This is a genomic window from Chryseobacterium viscerum (genome assembly GCF_002899945.2).
GTDB classification, from domain to species: domain Bacteria; phylum Bacteroidota; class Bacteroidia; order Flavobacteriales; family Weeksellaceae; genus Chryseobacterium; species Chryseobacterium viscerum.
Genome location: NZ_PPEG02000001.1, coordinates 659366 through 675343 on the forward strand (window position 1 = coordinate 659366; position 15978 = coordinate 675343).

Here is a 15978-nt window from a genome sequence, read left to right on the forward strand (position 1 = left end):
GCAGTGAAAAAAAATAATTTCAGATTTGTAGATCATCCTGAAGATCCTAATGTAGGATTGGCAAATGAGGAAATTACTCTTCTTCAGAAAGGATTAAATCTGCAGTTTCCTGAAACCTATATTTATTACCTTCAGAATGCAGGGAAAAAATCAAATGTTTTTCCAGTAGAAAATGATATTGAAAAGTTGAAAAAATATCAAAAACAACTAAAAGAAGCGCTTAAGGAAAGGAATTTATTGATTACTGAAAGTCTTTTTTGCTTCCAGTACAATATTGAATATGAGCCTCTGGTTGGACAGGATTTTGAAACCTTTTATTTTTTCAATTTATCAGATCCAAAATCTCCTGATCTGTATATTTTTGGAGATTTTATCACAAATTTTGACTGGCTGGGATATGATAAAGAGCTTGATAATAAAGAAAATTTTGTAGATTTTATCAACTATAAAACGAAAGAAAAATTTAGAATAAAAGAAACCATAGGATTAGGAGATATTTTAGTATGGATATTGCTAATTCCTGTTTTTATAATCATTTTGATCATTATTATTTTTCAGAATGTAAAAGAAAAAATTAAAAACCAATGAAAAAACTAACCATATTAAGCGGCGCAGGAATCAGTGCCGAAAGCGGAATAAAAACCTTCAGAGACGGAGATGGTCTCTGGGAAAATCATAATGTAACGGATGTGGCAAGTCCGGAAGGATGGAGAAAAGACAGAGCTCTGGTTCTTGAATTTTACAATCAGAGAAGACGCCAGCTGCATGAAGTACAGTACAACGAAGCTCATCAATTACTGGCAGAGCTGGAAAAACATTTCGATGTTCAGATCATTACCCAGAATATTGATGACCTTCACGAAAGAGCAGGATCTACCAACATTCTTCATATTCACGGAGAATTGTTCAAATCATGTTCTTGTAACAATAAAAACCTGATTTATGATCAAAGAGATGATATCAATATCGGAGATAAAGCAGAAGATGGGGCACAGTTAAGACCTTTTATCGTTTGGTTTGGGGAAGATGTTCCATTGTATGAGACGGCAAGAGAAATCGTAAAAGAATCGGATATCCTACTGGTAATCGGAACTTCTTTGCAGGTATATCCGGCAGCCGGGCTGATTCATGATATCAAAGACGACTGCCTTTTAATCGTTATCAACCCTAATGAAACAGGATTCGGATACGGCCAGAGAGCAGTTGTCATGAAAGAAACAGCCACTCAAGGAATGAAACTCCTATTCGATAAACTGGTAAACCTTGCCTGATGGAAAACAAAGTAAAAGCAGGAATTATGGGTGTTTGCATTGGAGATGCTCTCGGTGTTCCGGTAGAATTTAAAAAAAGAGAAGATTTAAAACGTTTTCCAGTCACAAAAATGCTGGAATACATGTCCTGGAATCAACCCAAAGGAACCTGGAGTGATGACAGCTCTCTTACGCTTTGTCTCGCGGAAGAACTCACCAAAGGCTATGATCTGGAAAAAATAGGACGAAGCTTTGTAAAATGGAATAAATACGGTCACTGGACAGCCCATGGAAGGCTTTTCGATATTGGAGGAACTACAAGGCATGCTTTGGCAAGATTAATCAAGGGGGAGAGTGCTAAGTTTTCAGGAAATATTTTCGAAGAAGACAATGGGAATGGCTCTTTAATGAGGATTCTTCCCCTGGCTTTTTATCTTGAAAAAGAGAATGATATTCAGAAGCTGTATCTTACAGTAAAAGAAGTTTCAGCGATAACGCACGGTCATTTCCGTTCTGTTTTTGCCTGTTTTATCTATGTGATTTTTGCCATTCAATTATTGAGAGGGAAGAGCAAAAAAGAAGCTTATGCGCATACACGGGAAGTTGCGTTGGAATATGCAGAAAATCAAGGTTTTAACCCAAATGAAATTGAACTTTTTCATAAGATTTTAAAAAGTAATATTTCTGATTATCCTGAAGATGAAATCAAGAGTGGCGGATATGTCCTACACAGCCTGGAAGCTTCCTTATGGTGTTTTCTAAACTCAGAAAGTTACTCTGAAGCGGTTTTAAAAGCCGTCAACCTGGGAGAAGATACCGATACCACCGGAGCCATCACAGGAGGCATTGCAGGAATTTATTATGGATTCGAAAGTATTCCACAGGAATGGATTACTGAGCTGGTGAGGAAGGATGATATTGAAGCATTGTGTGAAAGATTAGCTAAAAAATTGTACAACATTGATAGAACTGTATAGCCTTATTTCAGAAAAGGAATTGTTGGAAATTAAGAATAAGAACTTTAAAGAGTTTCCTTCTTATTTTCCACTGCATTTTTACATTGGAAAGATGCCGGAAACTTCTGAAGAGCAGTTGCTATTTCTTGTAAAATTTGAAATAAATAAGAAAGACATATCTTGCTTTACTACGCTTAATGAGGGAGAAATAATTGCTAAAGGAACTGAAGATTTAGATAATATTAATTCTTTGATTGAAGATAAGATTAAGATCACCGGAATTTTTGGAAAGAACAAAGAGCTCAGCCAGAACATCATGAGGATCTTAGAAAATGAAAAAAAATTTTTTGAATTCAGGTTAAAGGCATATTTGGATACAAATAACAGAGAAATCATTCCTTATGATTATTTTGAACGAGAGATTGACTCTGATGATACTATATCCGAACTTACCGATGAAGAACAAGACGCCTCTGCAAAATATTATGATGAGAAGCGGTCAAAAATAAATACAGTGGAAGAAGCAGTTGGTTTTTTGATTAATGAAGAGTTGAGTGAAGATGACATCAATGAAATCAAGAATAAGTCATTAGCCTCAAAGTTTGACAGTCTGGGAGGTCTTTTCGGTTTAGGAATGTATCTTAGGAACGTATTTATTTACCCCAATAAAAACGAAAACTTTATACAGTATCTAAAGACTTATGATCCGGAGTATATGGTAGATCGCGGGGAGTTTGGGGAAGGGCTTATTGAAGATTTTTTGTGGAGGAAACTCAATGATTATTTGATAACAGAGGAAAGCAAAAAGAAAATTGCTGAGCTTCGGAAAGAGCAGTATGATGAAGATTCTTTTTGGGCAAACTATATCAAGGAGCAATTGCTTTCGTATAATCTTGATGAAGCAATTATTAAGGAATATCTGGATATGGAAGAAAAAAAAGATACCAGCGATGAAGATTTTGAACGCTATTATTTTGAACAGAAAAGAATTCTGACAGGAATATCCGAACAGGAAAGATCAGTTTATGATCAGATGAAACAGGATTATTTTACGATTAGAAATCTTATTGAAAAATTAAAAAACAAACCATGAACGAAATAGAAAAGAAAAAAATAAGTAAATTTCTAAGCCTTATTCTCCGACATCAGCCTGAAAGCATTGGACTTAAGCTAGATGAAAACGGTTGGGCAGACATAGAAGAGCTGAGAGCAAAATCAGCCAAAAGAAGAATATATTTTACCCCCGAAGAATTAGATGAGGTGGTAGAAACCAATAATAAAAAGCGTTTTGCTTTTAACGAAGACAAAACCATGATCAGGGCAAACCAGGGACATTCTATTGATATAGATCTGGCCTTGGAAGCCAAGCAGCCCCCTGAATTCCTATATCATGGAACAGCAGAAGCCAATATCACTTCCATTTTAGAAAAAGGAATTGAGAAAAGAACACGCCAGCATGTACACTTAAGTGCTGATAAAGAGACGGCTACAAAGGTAGGGATGAGGCACGGTAAACCCATCATTCTTACCATTAGAACCGGAACAATGCATCAGGACGGATTGTCTTTCTATCAGTCTGCAAACGGAGTATGGCTGACGGATTTCGTAGATGCAAAATACATTTCGAAGTAAAATGAGCAGAACATTAGTAATAGGAGACATTCACGGAGGGTTTAAAGCTCTACAACAGGTTCTTGAAAGAGCAGCTGTGACAGAAAATGATCAGCTGATCTTCCTCGGAGATTATGTAGACGGATGGAGCGAATCCTCCCAAATTATACGGTTCTTACTGGAATTTTCCGAAAAGCAGGAATGTATTTTCATCAAAGGAAATCATGACGCATGGTGTGAAGATTGGTTGGCATTGGGACAAAATCCTGATGTATGGCTTTTTAATGGAGGAAAAAGTACCATAGAAAGCTATGTTGATTATTCCCTTGAAGAGTTGGATATTCACCTCGAATTCTTTCAAAGGATGAGAAACTATCATATTGACGATCAGAATCGGCTGTTTATTCATGCTGGATATGCTTCCATGCACGGCCCTGAAAGAGAAGTGTATTCCAGCAATTACCGTTGGGACAGAACCCTTTGGGAAACTGCGGTGGCAATGGATAAAAAACTGGAAAAGAATTCAGAATTATATCCCAAAAGACTGCTTTTGTACAAAGAAATATTCATTGGGCATACCCCTACGCTGGATATCGGAATCAAAACACCCGCTAATAAAGCCAATATCTGGAATATGGATACCGGAGCAGCCTATACCGGATCTTTATCCATCATGGATATCGACTCCAAACAATTCTGGCAAAGCGATCCGCTTCCTTCCCTGTACCCCAATGAAAAAGGAAGAAATTGATAGAATGGAACAAATAAATCAGGCTTTTAGTGCTATTAGTAACAAACCTCACAGGTCTTCAAAACCTGTGAGGTTTCTATTTTCAAAACAATTCTGTTAGTCAACACATTCTCTTTTTTAACAAAAGATGATTAATTTTAAAGTCTGAAAATATGACTTCAATGAAACTGAAATATCTTTTATTCACGCTGAGTTCTACCTTGTTTTTGGCTCAAAAATCATTTCAGACCCCTTTTGAAAAAGGGAATGGCAACCAGACTGTTACTTACGATGAAATGAACGGCTACTACGAGAATCTGGCTAAGAACTTCAATACCATTCAGTACCTTAAAAAAGGAGAAGATGACAACGGAAAACCCATTTATGTGGTCGTTTATAATCCTTTTCCTGAAAAAGACCTTGAAATAGTAAGAAAAGACAAAGCCATTCTCTTCGTCAATAACGGGATTCACCCAGGAGAACCGGATGGAATAGATGCTACCATGATGCTGATGAGAGATCTTGCCGTCAAAAAAATCAAAACTCCGCAAAATTTTGTCATTGCCGCTATTTCAGCCTATAATGTGAGTGGAATGCTCAACAGAGGATCTTATTCCAGAGCCAATCAAAATGGTCCGGAACAGTACGGCTTCAGAGGAAATGCAAGGAATTATGACCTGAACAGAGATTTTATCAAGGCAGATTCTAAAAATGCAAGAAGCTTTCAGGAAATCTATCAGTGGCTGAAACCGGATGTTTTCATAGATAATCATGTGAGCAATGGAGCAGATTATCAATATACATTTACCTATATTTCTACCTTTAAAGAACGTCTGGGAAATACTCTTGGAAACTATTTCTACAATGAATATCAGGCTAAAAACCTTGAGGACATGAAGAAGTTAGGTTACGAAAGCACTCCTTACGTCAATATCCATGGAGATGTTCCGGAAGTAGGTTTTGCTTCATTTGAAGATTCTCCGAGATACTCTACAGGATATGCTTCCCTTTTCAATTCTTTAGGAACTGTTCCCGAAACCCATATGTTGAAACCGTATGACAAAAGAGTAGATGCTACTTACAAATATATGTTGGTCAACCTGCAGAATTTAGATAAAGAGTATCATACCATAAAACAGCACCGCATTGAAAATTTAAAACAATACCAGGCAGGAAAACAATACGGAATCCGTTGGAAAATAGACTCCACGAAGTTCTCTACGATGGATTTTAAAGGCTATGAAGGAAAATACAAACCAAGTGAAGTCTCTGGGATGCCAAGGCTGTATTATGACAGAAACAAGCCCTTTACCAAGAATATAAAACTCTTTACCACTGCTGTTCCTACGGGATATATTACCATTCCGAAGTATTATGTGATTCCGCAGTCGCAGTACCGTGTGATTGAAGAATTTAAAAGAAATAAAATTCAGATGAAATCCATTCAGAAAGACAGTACTCTGACGGTTGAATCCTATAAGATCAAAGATTTTAAAACCGTTAAAAACCCTTATGAAGGTCATTATCTGCATTTTGAAACTACGGTAGATACTTCTCGTAAAAGCATGACATTTTCTGCAGGAGATTATTTGGTTCCTACCAATCAGCCTGGTGTAAAATATATCATAGAAACCCTTGAACCTGAAGCATTAGACTCATTTTTCAACTGGAACTTCTTTGATGGAATTCTGGCTCAGAAAGAATATTATTCCGCCTATATTTTCGAAGATACCGCTGCAGAACTCCTGAAAAAAGACAACAAACTGAAAGAAGCTTTTGAAGCAGCTAAAGCATCGGATAAAAAATTGTCTGATGATGGAGATGCACAGCTGGATTGGGTGTACAGGCACTCCCCATACTTTGAAGAAAAAACGTTCAGACAGTATCCTGTTTACAGGGTGTTGTAGATTTATTTTCATAAAAGTCTGATTGTTTTTGTTTTTCATGGTAATTTGTTAACTAATGTCTTTGATTTTCATTAAATTAGTATCAAAATAAACACTATGAGACAAATTTATCAATTCGTAACATTGCTGTGCTTCATACCAATAGGTCTACTAGCACAATATTCTCAAAGTTTTGACTCGGCTACAATGCCTGCCGACTGGACGATAATTAATGGAGGAGATCCCGGAACCTGGGAAACCTTTAGTTCCTATGACTCTTCATTCAATGCTCCCCATTCAGGAACCCATTTCCTGGGATTGGAATATGGCAGTACTGCCCATGATGATTATGCCATAAGCCCTGCTATAGTGGTTACTGCGGGAGTATCAGATAAGCTTACTTTCTGGGCAAGAAACAGAGGGGCTGGGCTTGCTGAGACCGTGGATATAAAAGTTTCAACAACAACTCCCACCATCGCAGGCCTTACCAATACGCTCGCTGCTGCGGTAAAACCTCCTACTTCATGGAATCAGTATACTTATGACCTGACTCCTTATGTAGGACAAACAATTTATATTGCTTTCTATTCCACGACAGAAGATGTCTGGTTTATTGGGATAGACGATTTCCAGATTTCCGCAAACAGTCTATCGGTTTCCGATGTAAAAGCGGATAACAACGGTGCATCCATCTATCCAAATCCTGCAAAAGATGTCTTATATATCAAAAATAAAACTAAGATATCTGAGATTAACATCTATGATTTTAACGGAAAACTGGTGAAAAAAGAAATGATAAATGCAGAAAACGGAACTGTAAATGTAAGTGAACTGGCATCAGGAAATTATATAGTGAAGGTCAAAGATAAAGAGACAGAAAAAGGCTATAAAATGATTAAGAAATAGCATTTTTATAATAGAATTAAAAAAGACGTTTCATTTGAAACGTCTTTTTATTTATCTTGGTAAGCCTCTTTTTAAAGCGATTTCTGCTCTTTCAACCGCCAATTTTTCTTTCCACTCCATGTAATCTTTTTTGAAATTGGCCTTCATTATATCGTCAAATTTGCGCTGTACAGTAAGATTCCACAGTGAATGTGCTTTTACTGCCCACGATTTGTCCCAGGCTCTTAAGGAAATAGAGAAACTTCCGTCCAGATATTTCATCCAGTGCCACCATCCTGTAGGCATAAACAGAGTATCTCCATGCTCCAGGTAACATTCAATACCTTCTACACCATTCAGTGCCGGGAATTTTGTGAAATCAGGATTTTCTATATCGTAATCTTCCAGTGCATATGTAGCATAAGGAATCTGGTAAAGCCTTTCTCTCCATTTATAATCAAAAAGGAGAATATGTTTTCTTCCATTGAAATGAGTATGGAAAATATGAGCCATATCAATATCAAAATGAAGGAATGTTTCAGATCCTTTTCCGCCGAAGAACATATTAGGATATTTATCAAGAAACCCTCCCATGAGCTCTTTGGGGGCAATATAATCTTCCAAAAGTTTAGGAGCATATTTTATAGGATCGAAAAGAAATATTCTGAGATCAGTTGGCTCCCGTTGTATAAGATCTATATAATCTCCAAACTTCATTTTTGCGGCCGATGCATTGATAGGGGCAGAGGGATCTGCTTTTGAACTGTCATATAGCGGAACCTCCACATCTCCTACAACCTCCTTCATATATTCCATCGTCCATTTTTGGTAAGCAGGCCAGTTTTTTGCCATATTCCTGATGACAACGGGCCTTCTTGGCTTTAGATATTTTTCGTAGAATTCTTCTTTTGAAATGTCTTCTACAATATCTATAGGCTTTAAAATAATTCCCATTTTAGTAAATTTAATGTTACAAAATTATTAAATATATATTTATGTGCCCATTTTTAAGTTTTTTTTAATCTATAATTCAATTAAGATTTTACTATCTGGAATGAATAAAAATATTAATATTTTTTTCCTCTGCTGAAAATTGCTTTTATTATGCTCAATATGATAATGGTTGTCCAGATTTTGTTACCGAATTTTTAAAAATAAATATTGAAAATTTTTAAAGATTTTATTGGCCAAATTTAATTTTTCAAGGAAAATAATCAGCTGCATAAAAATAGCAGACAGAATTACAATGGATACAAAATAAGCACACTTTTTAAAAAAAAGTCAAAGGTTTAAAAAATATAACTATGTTTGTAGTGATAATGATTTAACCTTTATCTATAAAATTCATCTTTATAAAAAGTGTAACAAAAAACGATAATGATTAACTAATTGAGCAAATGTTAAGTATGAAAAAAAATATTTCTTTATTTCTGATGCTTTTCTTTACTGTGCTTACTTTCGCACAAAAGACGGTTTCAGGAAAGATCACTGATGATGACGGGGTAGCGATACCAAGCGCCAGTGTGACCATAGAAGAGCCTGGTAAAGATGCTATTCTGGCATATGGAATTACCAATTCTAAAGGAGAATACAAAGTAACGTTCACTTCTGGTGAATCGAATGTGGATCTTAAAGTAAAAGCTTTCAATCAGAAGCCCCTTACGAAGCAAATCAGCAACAGTGATCAGACCTTAAGTTTCAAAATGCAGTCTGAAGCCACAGAAATTAAAGAAGTACAGCTGAAAACAAAAATGATTACCGCAAGAGGGGATACCATTTCCTATGATCTTAAAGCATTCAACAACAAAAACGACAGAACCCTGGCAGATGTTATGAAAAAGATTCCGGGAATTGAGGTGAATACCGACGGAACAATTCTTTATCAGGGAAATGCCATCAATAAATTCTATGTGAACGGAAAAGACCTTATGGAAGGTGGTTATGGAACGATCAATAACTCACTTCCGAAAGATGCCGTACAGAAAGTAGAAGTTCTTGAAAATCACCAGCCGGTAAAAATTCTTCAGGATAAAGTGCCTTCAGATCAGGCAGCGATCAATATCAAGCTTAAAAACTCCGTTACCATGACAGGGAGAGGAGAAGTAGGAACAGGCTTCGGAGATCCATGGCTTTGGAATGTAAAACTTACTCCCATGTTTTTCGGACAGAAAAGCCAATGGGTGGTCAATTATAAAACCAACAACATGGGTGAACAGGTGGAAAATGAAGGAAATATTCTGGCATTCGGGAACAGATTTGAAGGCAAGAGAATCAATGCTTCTCAAAATGACTGGCTGAATGTAGAAAATGCAAGTACCCCTAATCTTCCGGTGAAAAGATATCTGATGAATAATGTTCATTACTTATCAGCCAACTATCTTACCAATATTGATAAGAAAAAGGAATGGGAGCTTAAAGCTAACGCAAACTATACCAATAATGCTGTAGAGAGAGAATCTTATAGCCAGACGGATTATTTTGCAACATCTAATCAGCCTGCTTCAAGAGTTACTCAGAATATTTTCAATAATTTCTATACAGATAAAGCGAAAGGAGAATTGATTTTTACTAAAAATGCGAAAAAAGGATTCTTTAAAAATACAACAAGTTTCTCCCAATATTGGAATGCAGACAGGGGTGTTGTAGACCGAACAGATGCAACCAACACCAGACATGGGGATGAGGCAATAGAATCTCCTACTACTTCATTTCAGAACTCTTTGAGTACCATTATTCCATGGAAAGAGAAAATGGTTAATATTCAGTCTTTTATTAATTATCAAACAGATAGACAGACACTGGAGGTTTCTCCTGCTTCATATTTGCAGATACCCGGCTTCACAGCAACAGCACCTACAGATATTGTAAGACAGAATATGAGGCTTAAAACTTTCGAAGCCAATCATTCTGCCAATTTAGGTTTTTCAGCTAAAGGATGGACTTTCACTCCGGAAGTAGGTTTTAATTTTAAAACTACAGATCTTACTACGGACCTTTCAAACCTTCAGAATAGCAAGTTTTTAAGACCAAATGAAGCATATAATAATGATTTGAAATATACTACAGCAACACCATATGGAAGTTTAGGAGTAAATTATAAAAGTGAATCATTGATGATCTATGCCAATCTTCCAGTAAACTCAAACAATATTAAAGCGGAAGATCCATTGAGACTTGTTTCAAAATCGGTAAATAAAGTAACCTTTGAGCCAAATATTTTTGCACAGTATTCATTTGCTTCATTCTGGAAAGCTTCAGTAACAGGTAATATCAATAATAACTTCGGGGAAGTAAACACCGCATATTCAGGGTTTTTAATGACGTCACCCAATGGTATTAATGCAATGGATGCCTCCAACCCGATTCCTCAGAACAACACAAAATCTGGAGGGACACGAATAGAATATAGAAATCCTTTGAATAATTTGTTCTTTAATCTTAATTATAGATTATCCGATGCCAAAAGAAACCTTATTTCTTCTCCTGTAAGAAACGAAGCAGGATATATCACAGTGAAATATCTGGAACAGGAAAATCACACAAAAAATAATGGATTTAGCGGAGAAGTAGGAAAATATTTCCCAAAATTTAAAACAAATGCTTCATTAAGCTATAGCAACAATACTTCAACATCAGATGCTTATCAGAATGATCAATCTTACGAAAGCAAAAATAATTCTCAGTCAGTAGGATTTAAATTCAATAATACCTATTTCAGCTGGATGAGCGTTGATTATAATTTTACCATTTCAAAAACAAAACAAACCAATACAAGTGTAACACCTGAATTGAATAATAAGAACTCAAGAAATGGATTTAATCATAACTTAGGCGTATTTTTCTATCCATTGGAAAACCATACCATAGGATTTAATTGGGATCAGGTAAACAGTAGTGCCGGAACTCAGAAATATAATAACGGATTCTATGATTTGTCTTATCAGTTCAGTTGGGCAAAAAAGAAAATAGATTTCGAAGTGAAATGGATGAATATCGCGAACAAAAAAATTTTTGAAACGTATGATATCAATGCACAAAGTATTTCTTACACGAGAATACAGCTCCGCCCCAGCCAAGTCATGTTTACTGTAAAATTCAACTTTAAATAAAAATAAAAACCAATCCATCCGGATTGGTTTTTTGTTGAGATATACTTAGATCGTAAAATTAAAAACTTTGCTGGTCTGCTGAAGGCCCATAGCTTCCCGGCAAAGGAATATTGTTCAGTCTGTAATATACTCCCAGTTGAGCTCTGTGATGAGTGATCTGGTTCAAAGCATGGCGGATTGCTCCGTATTTGCTCCAGCTTGCCAGTTCATGGCCATCGTTTTTAATGGTCCAGCTTGGGTTCAGATCGTCTTCCTTGCTGTTTTCCAACGCCTTTTTGCCTGCCTGAAAATCTTCTTCCAGTTTTTTCAGAAGCTCTTCTCTCGTTGAAAGAACCGAAGGTTTGTAATCTCCTTTACCAAAATCGAGTTCTGAAGTATTTAAAATAGTATTCGGCCATTCAAAAACTTCTACAAGGTGAGTGGCAAGCGGCATCATCTTCATGCTTTTTTCATGGGGGGCGAAGTCATTTTTTCCTTCGGGGAATAGTTCAATAAATTTTTTTGTGGTTTGGAATTCTCCCTCCAGTTCGGATTTTAATTGAGATAAGGTATCCATAATATTTTGTTTTTTAGAAACTTAAAGGTAAGTGTTTTAAAAAAGAAACTGTTTTAAGAGAATCATAATTTTTTAATGATCACTTAATCTGATGGAGATTTATTTTTTGATCAAAAATAAAATTTCAAAAAAACTGTAACAAAAGTAGAGATATGAGTACTAATTATATAAAACTTGAAATAATGAAAAAGTTATTCTCCGTATTTCTTATCGCTCTTTTTGCTTTTGCAGGAGCTCAGGAGTCAAAGGAAACTGCAAACCGTTTCTTTTACGAACTGACTTTTAAACCGAAGAAAGATTCGGCAAAGTTGGATAAGATCATTACCATCCTTGATATTACTCCCAAAAAATCCATCTATCAGGACTATACAATGCCTGCTCAGGATTCTATCATTAAAATTCAGATAGAAGAGATGGAGAAAACCAAGTCTTTCAAGGATATGACCAAACTGATAAAATGGCCTAAATTTTCCTATAAAATTATCAAAAGCTATCCGGACATGAAGGCTCAGTATGTGGACAGAATCAGTAGAAATTTATTCTCATACGAAGACGATCCGAAACTGCAATGGAGCATTTTACCAGATAAAGAAAAGGTAGGTGCATACAATGCTCAGAAAGCAACTACAGAATTTGGAGGAAGAAAATGGACGGCATGGTTCAGTTCAGATATCCCTTTTCAGGATGGGCCGTACAAATTTAAAGGACTTCCAGGTCTGATTGTAAAAATTGAAGATGCTGATAAAAATTACTCATGGCAGCTGAGTGGAAATAAAAAGATCGAAAACTATGATGAATTGTCATACGCAGATAAGATCAATGCCAAGATGGGAATGATGAGCAATACAATAACACCTACATCCAAAGAAAAATTCCTGAAATCTTATGAAGGATATAAAGCAGATCCATTCGCAGAATCAAGACCTTACATGACTGCAGAAAACATGAGCAAACCAATGCCTGGTACAGACGGAACGGTAGGTGATTTTATGAAGAGACTGGAAAAGCAGGTGAAAGATTTCTTTGGTTCTAATGATAATCCAATAGAAAAAGAACAAGCTTCTGAAAAGAAGAAAAAATAAGCATTCATATCAACTAAATTATATTTTGAATCAACCCAGATACAGCAATGTGTTTGGGTTGATTTCTTTTTGGTAGATCAATTCTATGCTTGATTAGAGGAAATTTTTAAAAATTATTCAGGAAAAATTTGATTTTGTTTTTTATTCTTTTATGTTTGTTAAAACTAATTTTAAAATTATACCATGAAAAAAATTCTTGTCACAGTTTTACTGACAACGTCAGCTCTGTTATTTGCTAAAAATGAATCTCCAAATAAAAATACGGAGTCCAAAAAAGCAACAGAAACTGTTTTAGTCGCTAAAAAAACGATTCAAACGGCAGATCAACAACAAAAACCTATTACAATATCTACAACAGCAAAAGAGATAGAACTGACTACAGCAGAAAAATGCGCTATTGAACTTGCTTTAGGTTCTGTAATTGCAGGTCCTCCTTACCACTGCTTACAACTTTAATCCTCAGAAGAAAATTCTTAATAAGATTCAAATCAACCCAGATACAGCAATGTATTTGGGTTGATTTCTTTTGTATTGAAACGTTATTTAGATTAAATTTAAATAGCGTATATTTGCAGGACTAAAAATTAGGCTTTGAAAGAGAAAGGATTACATAAATTAAGTGGATTCCCTAAGAATAAAATGGGGAAGATATTGGGGTATGATAATGACCATCTGAAAATGCCCAATAAAATTATTGAAATGGGGCTTCTTCCGGAAACCACTTTCAGAATTTTGTATCAGGCTCCGTTCAATGGGCCTATGTATGTAGAGTTTGGAGCAGAAAAAAGCCGGATTGCTCTTCGTGAGGAAGAAGGAGATTATATCATTGTTGAAGAATTGAATTAATGCAGGAAAACAAGAAAAAACAGATACTTTTAGTCGGAAATCCTAATGTAGGGAAGTCAACGGTTTTTAACATGCTTTGCAACAAAAAGCAGAAGACCGGGAACTATGCCGGCGTTACCGTTGCAAGTCATTCTGGGAACTATGCCTATAAAAACGAAGATGTTGAGGTGATCGACCTTCCAGGTTCTTACAGCTTATATCCGAGTTCAGAAGATGAAGCTATTTTTTCCAAATACCTTATTGATGAGCAGAAAAACTATGCTGGAGTCGTTTATATTCTTGAAGCATTAAGTTTAAAAAGAGGACTGCTTCTGTTTCAGCAGATCCAGGACCTTGGTATTCCCATGATTTTGATTGTCAATCAGATTGACCAGGCAGAGAGAAGAGGTATTACCATAGATGTTGAGAAGTTTTCCGATGCATTAGGCCTTACAATTATCCAGACCAATGCCAAAGAACAGATCGGAATTGATGAAGTAAGAGAAGCCATTTACAAAAATGAATTTGTAAAAGCAGATAAAGTTTCTTTTGAAACCCCAAACGAACACAAAGATTTTATTCAGAAACTGGCAGCACATAAAGGTTTCGACAACGAATATAAAGCATGGATGAGCCTTTCATTGGGAACAGACCTGGGAAGAATAGGATCCGTAATGGAGCAGCTGAATGAAGCTGATACTAAAAGCCTGGTTCCAAAAAGATTACAGGTTCAGGAAACCGTTAGGAGATATCAGAACGTAGATAGAATACTGGAGAATGTAATTTCCAAGAAAGCTCAGTTTAAAGAATTACTGACCGAAAAGCTGGATAAGGTTTTGGTTCATAAATTCTGGGGATATGTCGTCTTTTTATTGATCTTATTGGTTATTTTCCAAAGTGTATTCTTCCTTGCAGAATACCCGATGAACTGGATTGAAGAGACCTTCTCGTGGCTGGCTGCATTTACCAGCGAACACCTTCCTGAAGGTCCTGTCAATTCATTGATCTCAAACGGAATTGTTCCGGGAATAGGAGGAATTGTGGTTTTTGCACCACAGATTGGGATTCTGTTATATTTCCTTTATCTTCTGGAAGATTCAGGATATATGGCGAGAGTGGTATTCCTTATGGACAGACTGCTTCGTCCATTCGGGCTTAACGGTAAAAGTATCGTTCCGCTGGTGTCAGGAACTGCCTGTGCCATTCCTGCAGTAATTTCTACAAGAAATATTGAAAACGTTAAAGAGAGATTGCTGACGATCCTGGTAACACCGTTTATGACTTGTTCTGCAAGACTTCCGGTATACAGCATCGTTATTGGATTAATCATCTCAGAAGGAACGTTTTTAGGAATAAAATACAAAGCGTTGGTTCTGATGGGAATGTACCTTCTTGGGTTCCTGGTCGCTTTATTTTCAGCGGCAATTCTTAAGGGATTTATTAAAAGCAAAGGAAAAACATACCTGGTAATGGATCTTCCTACCTATAAAAAACCACTTTTTGCCTATGACCTTAAAATGGTTTTAGGAAAAGTATGGGACTTTATTACCGGTGCCGGAAAAATAATTTTCATCGTAAGTATCATCATCTGGTTCCTGAGCTATTTCGGACCAAAACAAAAAGCAGATGAATTGGTAGCCGCTAATGTTCACCTTGATCATTCTTATCTGGCCAAAATGGGGAAAGGAATAGAACCTATTATTGCTCCATTGGGTTACGATTGGAAAATGGGGGTAGGAATCCTGACAAGTTTCGTAGCCAGAGAAGTTTTTGTAGGTACAATGTCTACACTATACAGCTTGGAAGATGATGCTCCGGAAGTAAAAGTAATTGATAAAATGAGACGCGATGTAAAACCGAATGGCGAAAAAGTCTTCAGCTTTGCAACAGGAATCTCAGTGCTTCTTTTCTATGCATTTGCAATGCAGTGTGTCTCTACACTTGCAGTAGTCTACAGGGAAACCAAAAGCTGGAAATGGACTGGCTTTCAGGTTGCCATGATGACAGGTTTGGCATACTTTGTGTCGATGATAGCATATCAGATTTTAAAGTAATGAATTCATCATTAATTTTTCAGTACATACTCAT

General features: G+C 36.2%; 15 protein-coding genes. 13 read left to right on the forward strand and 2 right to left on the reverse strand.

Annotated elements, in window-relative coordinates:
- The first annotated feature begins 3 nt into the window (after positions 1-3).
- From C1634_RS03040 to C1634_RS03075, 8 genes are all read left to right on the forward strand, one after another.
- Entirely contained in the window at positions 4-588 is a 585-nt protein-coding gene (locus tag C1634_RS03040; protein WP_103234839.1) for a hypothetical protein, read from the forward strand.
- Complete coding sequence (locus C1634_RS03045) at positions 585-1271, forward strand: Sir2 family NAD-dependent protein deacetylase (RefSeq protein WP_109737875.1); 687 nt, start codon at positions 585-587, stop codon at positions 1269-1271. The genes C1634_RS03040 and C1634_RS03045 overlap by 4 nt, the downstream gene beginning before the upstream one ends.
- Entirely contained in the window at positions 1271-2227 is a 957-nt protein-coding gene (locus tag C1634_RS03050; protein WP_103231585.1) for an ADP-ribosylglycohydrolase family protein, read from the forward strand. The genes C1634_RS03045 and C1634_RS03050 overlap by 1 nt, the downstream gene beginning before the upstream one ends.
- On the forward strand, positions 2211-3299 hold the full coding sequence (locus C1634_RS03055) for a hypothetical protein (RefSeq protein WP_103231584.1): 1089 nt from the start codon (positions 2211-2213) through the stop codon (positions 3297-3299). Before C1634_RS03050 ends, C1634_RS03055 begins: the two co-directional genes overlap by 17 nt.
- Positions 3296-3838, forward strand: a complete 543-nt coding sequence (locus C1634_RS03060; RefSeq protein ID WP_103231583.1) for an RNA 2'-phosphotransferase — start codon at positions 3296-3298, stop codon at positions 3836-3838. Before C1634_RS03055 ends, C1634_RS03060 begins: the two co-directional genes overlap by 4 nt.
- Position 3839: 1 nt before the next feature.
- Positions 3840-4568, forward strand: coding sequence for a metallophosphoesterase family protein (locus C1634_RS03065; protein ID WP_103231589.1), 729 nt, complete (start codon positions 3840-3842; stop codon positions 4566-4568).
- Positions 4569-4729: 161 nt separating this feature from the next.
- Entirely contained in the window at positions 4730-6454 is a 1725-nt protein-coding gene (locus tag C1634_RS03070; protein ID WP_103231588.1) for a M14 family metallopeptidase, read from the forward strand.
- A 96-nt stretch (positions 6455-6550) separates the two neighbouring features.
- Complete coding sequence (locus C1634_RS03075; RefSeq protein ID WP_103231582.1) at positions 6551-7339, forward strand: T9SS-dependent choice-of-anchor J family protein; 789 nt, start codon at positions 6551-6553, stop codon at positions 7337-7339.
- A gap of 51 nt (positions 7340-7390) precedes the next feature.
- On the opposite strand, the gene C1634_RS03080 is transcribed toward C1634_RS03075, so the two are convergent.
- The gene (locus C1634_RS03080) at positions 7391-8272 is read right to left on the reverse strand and encodes a cupin-like domain-containing protein (protein ID WP_103231581.1); all 882 of its coding nucleotides are present in this window, start codon (positions 8270-8272) and stop codon (positions 7391-7393) included.
- Positions 8273-8724: 452 nt separating this feature from the next.
- Between C1634_RS03080 and C1634_RS03085 the strand changes: the two genes are divergently transcribed.
- Positions 8725-11427, forward strand: coding sequence for a Plug and carboxypeptidase regulatory-like domain-containing protein (locus C1634_RS03085; protein ID WP_103231580.1), 2703 nt, complete (start codon positions 8725-8727; stop codon positions 11425-11427).
- A 58-nt stretch (positions 11428-11485) separates the two neighbouring features.
- On the opposite strand, the gene C1634_RS03090 is transcribed toward C1634_RS03085, so the two are convergent.
- Positions 11486-11983: a DinB family protein gene (locus C1634_RS03090; RefSeq protein ID WP_103231579.1), complete on the reverse strand. Its 498-nt coding sequence runs from the start codon at positions 11981-11983 to the stop codon at positions 11486-11488.
- Between the two features lie 182 nt (positions 11984-12165).
- On the opposite strand from C1634_RS03090, the gene C1634_RS03095 reads away from it, so the two are divergent.
- The 4 genes from C1634_RS03095 (at position 12166) to feoB (ending at position 15944) form a co-directional block, all read left to right on the forward strand.
- The gene (locus tag C1634_RS03095) at positions 12166-13065 is read left to right on the forward strand and encodes a GLPGLI family protein (RefSeq protein WP_103231587.1); all 900 of its coding nucleotides are present in this window, start codon (positions 12166-12168) and stop codon (positions 13063-13065) included.
- A 183-nt stretch (positions 13066-13248) separates the two neighbouring features.
- Positions 13249-13521 (forward strand): hypothetical protein, encoded by a 273-nt coding sequence (locus C1634_RS03100; protein ID WP_103231578.1) that lies wholly within the window; start codon positions 13249-13251, stop codon positions 13519-13521.
- Positions 13522-13656: 135 nt separating this feature from the next.
- Positions 13657-13911, forward strand: coding sequence for a FeoA family protein (locus C1634_RS03105; RefSeq protein WP_034693968.1), 255 nt, complete (start codon positions 13657-13659; stop codon positions 13909-13911).
- On the forward strand, positions 13911-15944 hold the full coding sequence (feoB, locus tag C1634_RS03110) for a ferrous iron transport protein B (RefSeq protein WP_103231577.1): 2034 nt from the start codon (positions 13911-13913) through the stop codon (positions 15942-15944). The genes C1634_RS03105 and feoB overlap by 1 nt, the downstream gene beginning before the upstream one ends.
- Positions 15945-15978 lie beyond the last annotated feature (34 nt).